A 9079-nucleotide genomic window follows, 5' to 3' on the forward strand; every position below is an offset into this window, starting at 1 on the left:
CGCGCGCCCGGGTGCCACTCGACCAGTTCCGCAGCGGCGTGCAGCTGTGCCTCGCGCGCCGACGGGCTCCGCTCGGCCACCGCCGCCCCGGCCAGCGCGCTGACCAGCCGCCGTGCCTGATCCGGCGAGTACGACCCGGTCAGATCGGTGACCGAGTCGGCCGTCTGCTCCCGTGCCTCGTCTGACCCGGCGCTCAGTCCGACTACCAGATCGTCCACTGTCGCGTCGTCGATCACTACGGTCTCCAAGGTCTCGGCACATCGGTTGGCCACGGAATGTGGGTCGCATTGGCCGCGGCCGGATCGTAGTTGGGGCTGTCTGGATTGTGCACGCCGCGCGGATGAAGGTTGCCGTCGGCATCCATGTAACGCCCGCCGACCTGGACCCGATAGGTGTCGCCACTGGCCGCGTTGGAGCCGGGCGGCGCCGTGCCGTCGGAGCCGTGCCCGCGCATGCGGATGGTCTGGCCGTCCTGCGTCCACTTGTACTCCACGCCATCCTGAGAGCCCGCGCCCGGATGCGGCGTGAGCGTGCGCCGGTTGGCCCCGGGCGGCACGAGGTCCATCGGGTTGTGCGGCAACCGCTGTCCAGGAGTTACGCGCACCGGCGTGCGCGGCACGTTGGGCGCGCCGCCCGGCACGCCCTGCCCCGGCGGATCGGCCTTGCGCAGGCCGCTCAGGAGCTTGCCGAACCAGCCGCCCACCCACTGCGCCATCCCGCCGGCGAAGCGGCCCCGGCTACCCACCGAGCACCTTGTTGATCGCCTGGTCAAGCAGCGCTTCCAGGATCCGTTTGGTGATGGAGCGGAAGATGGGGATCTCCAGCAGGGAGGCGCCGAAGGTCACCGCCGCGGTGGCGATCGCCTGCGCGATCTGGATGGCCAGGATGACCAGCTGCGCGATCACCGCGATCTTCAGTGCGAGGATGATCCCGGCGCAGACCATCAGGCCGGCGCCGACCAGTTCCACCACCGTCGCCGCGTCGTTGAGGTTGTTGACCGGGCCTTTCTGCGACTGCCACGCCTTCTCGAACGCGGCGACGTTCTCGGACACGTTGACCTGCCAGACGGTTTGGGCGTGGCCGGTGGCCGCCTCGGTCGGACCGCGCAGGGTGCCGGCGAACTCCTGCCACACCTGCGCCATCTCGAACAGTTTCTCCTCGTCGCCCTTGGGCCACTGGAAGCGTGGCCTGCATGCCGTCGGTGAACCGGCGCATGCTGGCCAGCCCCTGGTCCTGGATCTCGATCTCGGTCAGGCGCTGCTGCAGAGCGGCCGGGTCGACGGCAGCGGTCGCCGCAGCCGCCTCGTCGGCGCCCTGCCTCGCGGCCCAGGCGATGTTGACGGCGGTCGTGATTTCGCGGGCGAGGATGCGCTCATCCATGCGCATCACCGACGGATCGAGATGCAGGCGCGACAGCTTGCCGTCGGGTGACATGATCGCCTCGATCCGCCCGTCCAACGCGCGGCCGACGCCCTGCGGCGGGGTTTGCTGCGGGGCCGGTTGGGATCGCAGCCGGTCCAGCTCGGCCCTGGCGCTGGACAGCAGCTCCTCGAAGTCATGCATGGGGTCCCCTCCCCGTCGCCCCGACGACGATGGCTAGAGAGGATCTTACATATTTGCGGCGATCATTGGGGGGCGGCGGCGAGAGGCCTGGACGCCGGGGAGACCGGGGCCGGGAGGGAACCGGCACCGCCGAGGTAGGCGTGGATGCTGGCCGCCGCGGCGCGGCCCTCGGCGATGGCCCAGACGATGAGTGAGGCGCCGCGATGGGCGTCGCCCGCCACGAACACGCCCGGCGTGGACGTCTGCCAATCCGGCCCGCACGGGACCGTGCCCCGCTGCGTCAACGGCACCAACGGGTCGGTGCCCGCGAAACCGATCGCCAGCAACACCAGGTCGGCCGGGATGACCCGCTCGGTGCCGGGAACCGGCTTGGCGACACGGTTTTCGACCACGACATCTGACAGCCGGATCCCGGTAACCCGTGAGTCGCCGATGAACTCCTGCACCGCGACGGCGAACACGCGCTCGCCGCCCTCCTCGTGGGCCGGATAGTTGCGCAGGATCCACGGCCAGGTCGGCCATGGGTCGCGCCCCTCGTCGCGCGTCGTGGGCGGGAGCGGATACCGGTCCAGCTGGGTCACCGATGCGGCGCCCTGCCGGTGGGCCACGCCCAAGCAGTCGGCCCCGGTGTCACCCCCGCCGATGATGACGACGTGCTTGCCCGCAGCCGTGATGGAAGGCGTTTCACCGAACGCCACATGCCGGTTGGACTGCGTGAGGTGGTCCATCGCGAGGTGGATGCCGTCGAGCCGCCGGCCCGGGGTGTCCACGTCACGCCCGATCAGCGCGCCCGTGGCGAGCAGCACCGCGTCGTGCGACAGCTGCGCCAGCGAGGTCACGTTGACGCCCGTGCGGAAGACGACGCCCTCGGCCTGCAACTGAGAAAGGCGCCGATCGATGTGGTGCTTCTCGAGTTTGAAGTCCGGGATGCCGTAGCGGAGCAGTCCGCCGATGCGGTCGTCGCGCTCGTAGACGGTAACGTCGTGACCCGCCCGCGCAAGCTGCTGAGCGGCGGCGAGCCCGGCCGGACCCGAGCCGACGATGCCGACCGAGCGGCCGGACCGGGCGGCCGAAGGCTGCGGCGTGAAGTCGAACCGGTCCGCGATCGACACCTCCACCTGCTTGATGGCCACCGGCTGGGTCTGCCCGATGCCGAGCACGCAAGCGGCCTCGCACGGCGCCGGGCACAGCCGCCCGGTGAACTCCGGGAAGTTGTTGGTGGCATGCAACGACTCCAGCGCGAAGTCCCAGTTGCCGGTGCGCACCAGGTCGTTCCAGTCGGGGATGCGGTTGCCCAGCGGGCACCCGTCGTGGCAGAACGGGATGCCGCAGTCCATGCACCGCGAAGCCTGTTCCGCGACAAGCGATTCCGGTGCGGGCGGATAGACCTCTTTCCAGTCCCGGATGCGCACCGGCACGGGTCGCCGCGCCGGCAGCCGCCGGTCGAAGCGCAGGAAACCATTCGGGTCAGGCACGGGCCACCTCCATTACCGCAGCGTCCACGTCACGCCCCTCCGAGGAGGCCTGACGCATCGCTTCGAGCACACGCTGGTAATCACGTGGCACCACGACGGTGAAGCGCGACGTATCCCAATCCGACAGCAGCGATTCGGCCACGGCCGAGTCGGTCTCCTTGTAGTGCTGCTCCACCAGCGAGCGCAGCAGCGCGTCATCGGCCACCGGGCGCAGGTCGACCAGTTCCCGGTTGACCAGCATCGGGTCGAGGTCGAGCACGTATGCCGTGCCGCCCGACATGCCGGCGGCGAAGTTGCGCCCGACCGGGCCGAGCACGACCACCGTGCCTCCGGTCATGTATTCGCAGCCGTGGTCGCCCACGCCCTCGACGACCGCCAGCGCACCGGAATTGCGCACGGCGAACCGCTGCCCGACCCGCCCGCGCAGGTACATCGAGCCGCCCGTCGCTCCATAAAGGACGGTGTTGCCCGCGATGATGTTTTCCTCCGCCACGAAGCTCGACGCCGTGTGCGGCCGGACCACGACGATCCCACCCGACAGGCCCTTGCCCACGTAGTCGTTGGCGTCACCGAACAACCGCAGCGTGATCCCTTGCGGCACAAAGGCTGCGAACGACTGCCCGGCCGTGCCGTGCAGGGTCACGTCGATGGTCCCGTCCGGCAGGGAGCCGAACCTGCGGGCCAGCTCACCGCCGAGCATCGCACCCACGCTGCGGTGCACGTTGCTCACGTCGAACGTCGCGCGCACCGGCCGGCCCGTGAGCAGCGGGAGGAGCCGCTGGTCGAACGCCTCGTCGAGCCGGTGGTCCTGGTCCTTGTGCTTGCGGCGCGGGCCTTCCGCCATCGCCAGGACGGCGGACAGGTCGAGCCCGTGCGCCTTCCAGTGCGACTTGGCCGGCTCGAAGGCGAGCAGATCGGCGCGGCCGACCGCCTCGTCGATGCTGCGCAACCCAAGCGAGGCAAGGTATTCGCGCACCTGTTCGGCCAGGAACAGGAAGAAGTTCTCGACAAATTCCGGTTTTCCTGTGTACCGCTCGCGGAGCACCGGGTTTTGCGTGGCGATGCCCACCGGGCACGTGTCCAGGTGGCAGACCCGCATCATCACGCAGCCCGCCACGATCAGCGGGGCGGTCGCGAACCCGAACTCCTCGGCTCCCAGCAGCGCGGCGATGACGACATCGCGCCCGGTCTTGAGCTGCCCGTCGACCTGCACCGTCACGCGATCGCGCAACCCGTTGAGCGCCAACGTCTGCTGCGTCTCCGCAAGGCCGAGCTCCCACGGCGTACCGGCATGCTTCAGAGAATTCAAAGGCGACGCACCGGTGCCGCCGTCGTGACCGGAGATGAGGATGACGTCGGCCTTGAGCTTGGCGACACCTGCCGCGACCGTCCCGACGCCGACCTCGGAGACGAGTTTGACGTGCACGCGGGCGGACGGGTTGACCGACTTGAGGTCGTACACCAGCTGCGCCAGGTCTTCGATGGAGTAGATGTCGTGGTGCGGCGGCGGCGAGATGAGCCCGACACCGGGTGTGGCGTGCCGGGTCTTGGCGATCCACGGCCAGACCTTGTTGCCGGGCAACTGCCCGCCCTCGCCGGGCTTCGCGCCCTGCGCCATCTTGATCTGGATGTCGTCGGCGTGCACGAGATATTCGGTCGTCACACCGAACCGGCCGCTGGCCACCTGCTTGACGGCCGACCTCCTGAGCGGATCACGCAATCGTGAAGGGTCCTCGCCGCCCTCGCCCGTGTTGGACTTGCCGCCCAGCCGGTTCATCGCGATGGCGAGCGTCTCGTGCGCCTCCGCCGAGATCGAGCCGTATGACATGGCGCCGGTCGCGAACCGCTTCACGATCTCGCTGGCCGGCTCGACCTCCTCGACCGGGATCGGCGTCGTCTGCGTGAACCGCAACAGCCCGCGCAGCGACCCGGCGCGGTCGGCCAGATCGTCGACCTTCCGCGTGTATTCCTCAAAAATCTCATACTGCTTGCTGCGGGTGGCATGCTGCAGCAGGAACACGGTCTCCGGGTTGAACAGGTGCAGCTCGCCCTCGCGCCGCCACTGCCACTCCCCTCCCACCTCCAGCCGCCGGTGCGTCTGCTCGGCCGGGTTCACCGGATAGGCGACGGCGTGTCGCGCCGCAATCTCCGCGTGAATCTCTTCCAGGCCAATGCCTTCAATCTTTGATGGGGTACCGGTGAAGTAGCGCTCAACGAGTTTGGATGAAAGCCCGACGGCCTCGAAAACCTGTGCGCCGCAATAGGACGACACGGTGGAGATGCCCATCTTGGACATCACCTTCTGGATGCCCTTGCCCAGCGCCTTGACGACATTGCGGACCGCCTTTTCCGGTGCGATCCCTACGAGCGCACCGGTTGAGATGAGGTCCTCGACGCCCTCGAAGGCGAGGTACGGGTTGACCGCCGCCGCGCCGTAGCCGATGAGCACGGCGGCATGGTGCACTTCACGACAGTCACCAGACTCCACGATCAACGCGACCTTGGTGCGGGTCTGCTCGCGCACCAGATGCTGATGGACGGCCGCGGTCAACAGCAGCGACGGGATCGGTGCGAGGTCGGCCGTGCTGTCGCGATCGGACAGCACGAGGATGCGCACGCCGTCTTCGATCGCCTCGGACACGTGCCGGCAGATCTCGACGAGCCGGTTCTTCAGGCCCTTGCCGCCCTCGCGGATCTTGTAAAGCCCGGAGACCCGCACGGCCTTGAAGCCCGGCATGTCCCCGTCCTCGTTGATGGACAGGATCTTCGCCAGCTCGTCGTTGTCGATGACCGGGTACGGCAGCACGATCTGGCGGCACGAGGCCGGCCCGGCGTCGAGCAGGTTGCCCTCCGGCCCGATGGTGGACGCCAGACTGGTGACCATCTCCTCGCGGATCGCGTCCAGCGGCGGGTTGGTCACCTGCGCGAAAATCTGGTGGAAGTAGTCGTAGAGCAGCCGCGGCCGGGTGGACAGCGGCGAGACCGGGGTGTCGGTGCCCATCGAGCCGATCGGCTCCGCCCCCGTGCGCGCCATCGGGGCCAGCATGAGCTTGAGTTCCTCTTCGGTGTAGCCGAACGTCTGCTGCCGCCGCTGCACCGAGTCGTGCGTGTAGACGGTGTGCTGACGCTCGGGCAGGCCCTCCAGGTGCATCAGCCCGCCGTGCAGCCACTCCTCGTATGGCCGGGCCTGGGTCAGCTCCCGCTTGATCTCGTCGTCGGAGATGACCCGCTGCCGGGCCGTGTCGACGAGGAACATCTTGCCCGGCTCCAGGCGCCCCTTGGCCACCACGGTCGCCGGGTCGAAGTCGAGCATGCCCGCCTCCGAGCCGAGCACGACGAGGCCGTCGCTGGTGCGCCACCATCGGCCCGGACGCAACCCGTTGCGGTCGAGCACCGCGCCGACGACCGTGCCGTCGGAGAACGAGATGCTGGCCGGCCCGTCCCACGGCTCCATCAGGCTGGAGTGGAACTGATAGAACGCCCGCTTCGCGGGGTCCATCATCGGGTCGTTCTCCCACGCCTCGGGGATCATCATCAGCACCGCGTGCGGCAGGCTGCGCCCGCCCAGGTGCAGCAGCTCGAGCACCTCGTCGAAGTTGGCCGAGTCGGACGCGCCGGGCGTGCACACCGGGAACAGCCGCTTGAGCGAGCCCTGGAACAGCGGGCTGTCCAGCAGGGCCTCACGGGCGCGCATCCAGTTGACGTTGCCGCGCACGGTGTTGATTTCGCCGTTGTGCGCAATGTAGCGATAGGGATGCGCGAGCGGCCAGCTCGGGAAAGTGTTGGTGGAGAAGCGTGAGTGCACCAGAGCGATGGCGCTTTCGACCCGGGCATCGGACAGGTCCGGGAAAAACGTGGTCAGCTGGTCAGGCGTGAGCATGCCCTTGTAGACGATCGTGCGCCCGGACAGGGATGGGAAGTAGGCGGCCACACCACGCTCGCGCGTCTCGCGCTCGGCCTGCTTGCGCACGCAGTATGCCACCCGCTCCAGCTCAAGACCCGAAAGCGGCGTGTGGTCGTCGAGCCGGTGCGCGCTCATGAACACCTGCCGGATCCGCGGCCGGGCGTTGTCGGCCGTGGCGCCCAGGCCTTCCGGCCGCACCGGAACGTCCCGCCAGCCCAGGATCTCGGCGCCCTCGACCAACGCGTATTTCTCCAGCACGGTGATCGCGCGGGCCTCGTCGGCCCCGTTGGCGGGCAGAAACACCAGCCCGGTCGCGTAGTGCTCGGGCAGCTCGAAGTCGACGACCCCGCGGTAGAACCGGTCCGGGATCTGGATCAGGATGCCGGCGCCATCGCCGGTCGTGGTCTCGGCCCCCCGCGCCCCGCGATGGTCCAGGCGGCACAGCGCCGCCAGGCCCTTTTGCACGACATCATGGCTGCGTCGGCCCGCGACATCGGCGACGAAGGCAACGCCACAGGAGTCATGCTCGTATGCCGGGTCGTAAAGAGAGTGCACCGGACCTCCTCGCGTCGTCTCATTCGGGGAAATACGGGACGACGTCGGCCCAAGCGTGGATTGAGTCTACGTTAAGCACGCCTCACTACCGCCAGACTGAAATAGATCACACCACCCAGATAGTGAGATAAAGCCGTGCACGGGCGTCATTGACCGCACGACGGCAGCCACCGAGGCTAGCTTGTATCCCTTGGCGGAACCGGTTACTCGCGCACGTTCTGTGACGCGTGTCTCCACGGCGCCAGAGCGATCGCGGTGGCCTCGCGCAGCCGGTCGCACAACCGCCCGGGATCGTGCCTGGCCTTCGTCGCGTCACGGCGCAAGCGCGTCGAGGCGTTCGACAACCCACCATCGCGGCTCGCGCTAGAGACGTGCAAGCGATGCCGGCCAAGCGCAGCCAGCGTCGAGCGGGCGGGAGTAGTCGATTTGATCACCGCTGCCATCGCCGAACATTACGGCGCGATCGTGCTGCATGACGATCGCGGCTTCGACCACATCGCTGCCGTGACGGGCCAGCAGACGCAGTGGGTGGTGCCGGCCGGGACGGCTGATTAGGCGGGCGGGGTCCAGTCGGCCGCGGCGGCGGTGGCCTTTTCGAGCACCCGCGGGGTCAGCGAGCGCACGGCCCGCTCCCGTGTGCGGGTGAAGAACGCGCCGCGCGGCGGGGCGAAGATGGCGCCCGCACGCTCGGTCTGGCGCGCGACGTGCACTATGCGGGCGCGCCGCTGCGCCGAATAGGTGTGCATCGCCGATTCGAGGGTCGCTCCGCCTGCCCCCACCAGATGCTTCAAAACCGCCGCGTCCTCCAGGGCCAGGCCCGCCCCTTGCGTGAGGTGATGCGGCATGGCATGCGCGGCGTCACCCAACAGCACGAAGCCACCGATGCCGCAGGTGAAGGCCAGATCGCTGGGGATGGGCCGCAGCTGCCGCCCGTCCTGCTGGTACAGGTCGTCAGGCTCGGTCGCGGCCAGCAGGTCCCCGATCGGCGCGTGCCATCCGGCGAACCACCGGCGCAGCAGGGTCAGCTGGGTGGCCGGCGATTCGGGCCGGGCGGCCCCGGCGACCGAGGCGGTCCAGTAGATGCCGCCCCGCGAGGAGCCGCCCGCGCTGCCCCGTTGCCCCATCGACACGGCCTGGAACCGGTATCCGCCGCCGATCGTCTGCTCGCCGCCCAGCGCCGACGGGGCCAGTTGCGGTGCCCTGTACCACGGGATCACCGCCCGCCACGCGGCATAGCCGGAACTGACGGCCATCGATCGGGGCGCGAGCCGCGAGCGCACCACGCTGTCGGCGCCGTCGGCGGCCACGATGAGCTCGGCGTCCCACTCGTTCCTGCCGTCGCCGACGTGCGGCCGCTCGCCCTGTCGCAAGTGGACGGTGCGCACCGTGATGCCGGTGCGGATGTCGACCCGGTCGCTCAGCCCCGCGATCAGCGCGTCGTGCAGGTCCTCGGCGTGCGCGACCACGGGCGTGGGCCCGGCGGTGGAGCCGGGCTGGGCCAGCCATTGGCCGTCGGGCCGGCGCACCCCGCCCGACGGCACGGGCGTGCCGATCGCGTCGAGTCCGGCTCCGAGGCCCAATG

8 protein-coding genes are annotated in these 9079 nt (G+C 69.3%); 2 read left to right on the top strand and 6 right to left on the bottom strand.

Annotation, left to right across the window (positions count from 1 at the left end; all coding sequences use genetic code 11):
* The 3 genes from DM816_RS37240 to DM816_RS37250 form a co-directional block, all read right to left on the bottom strand.
* Positions 1–248 (bottom strand): hypothetical protein (locus tag DM816_RS37240; protein WP_162908226.1); only part of this gene is annotated, 248 nt, incomplete at its 3' end.
* Positions 236–745 (bottom strand): polymorphic toxin type 30 domain-containing protein, encoded by a 510-nt coding sequence (locus tag DM816_RS37245; protein ID WP_211589017.1) that lies wholly within the window; start codon positions 743–745, stop codon positions 236–238. The genes DM816_RS37240 and DM816_RS37245, both read right to left, overlap by 13 nt.
* Positions 738–1142 (bottom strand): hypothetical protein, encoded by a 405-nt coding sequence (locus tag DM816_RS37250; protein WP_211589018.1) that lies wholly within the window; start codon positions 1140–1142, stop codon positions 738–740. The genes DM816_RS37245 and DM816_RS37250 overlap by 8 nt, the downstream gene beginning before the upstream one ends.
* Positions 1143–1167: 25 nt before the next feature.
* Between DM816_RS37250 and DM816_RS37255 the strand changes: the two genes are divergently transcribed.
* Positions 1168–1431, top strand: a complete 264-nt coding sequence (locus DM816_RS37255; RefSeq protein ID WP_117215211.1) for a hypothetical protein — start codon at positions 1168–1170, stop codon at positions 1429–1431.
* A 194-nt stretch (positions 1432–1625) separates the two neighbouring features.
* Here DM816_RS37255 and DM816_RS37260 read toward each other — a convergent pair whose 3' ends face one another.
* Together DM816_RS37260 and gltB are read right to left on the bottom strand one after the other, a co-directional pair.
* On the bottom strand, positions 1626–3038 hold the full coding sequence (locus tag DM816_RS37260; RefSeq protein WP_117215212.1) for a glutamate synthase subunit beta: 1413 nt from the start codon (positions 3036–3038) through the stop codon (positions 1626–1628).
* Positions 3031–7530 (bottom strand): glutamate synthase large subunit, encoded by a 4500-nt coding sequence (gene gltB, locus DM816_RS37265; protein WP_117215213.1) that lies wholly within the window; start codon positions 7528–7530, stop codon positions 3031–3033. Before gltB ends, DM816_RS37260 begins: the two co-directional genes overlap by 8 nt.
* A gap of 393 nt (positions 7531–7923) precedes the next feature.
* Here gltB and DM816_RS45400 point away from each other — a divergent pair, with 393 nt between their 5' ends.
* The gene (locus DM816_RS45400; protein WP_162908227.1) at positions 7924–8052 is read left to right on the top strand and encodes a PIN domain nuclease; all 129 of its coding nucleotides are present in this window, start codon (positions 7924–7926) and stop codon (positions 8050–8052) included.
* Here the strand turns inward: DM816_RS45400 and DM816_RS37275 are convergent.
* The coding region (locus DM816_RS37275; protein ID WP_117215215.1) for a flavin-dependent monooxygenase at positions 8049–9079 on the bottom strand (1031 nt) is incomplete at its 5' end. The two genes, DM816_RS45400 and DM816_RS37275, sit on opposite strands and share 4 nt — an antisense overlap.

It is taken from the genome of Allorhizocola rhizosphaerae (genome assembly GCF_003426775.1).
In the GTDB taxonomy this organism is placed as follows: Bacteria; Actinomycetota; Actinomycetes; order Mycobacteriales; family Micromonosporaceae; genus Allorhizocola; species Allorhizocola rhizosphaerae.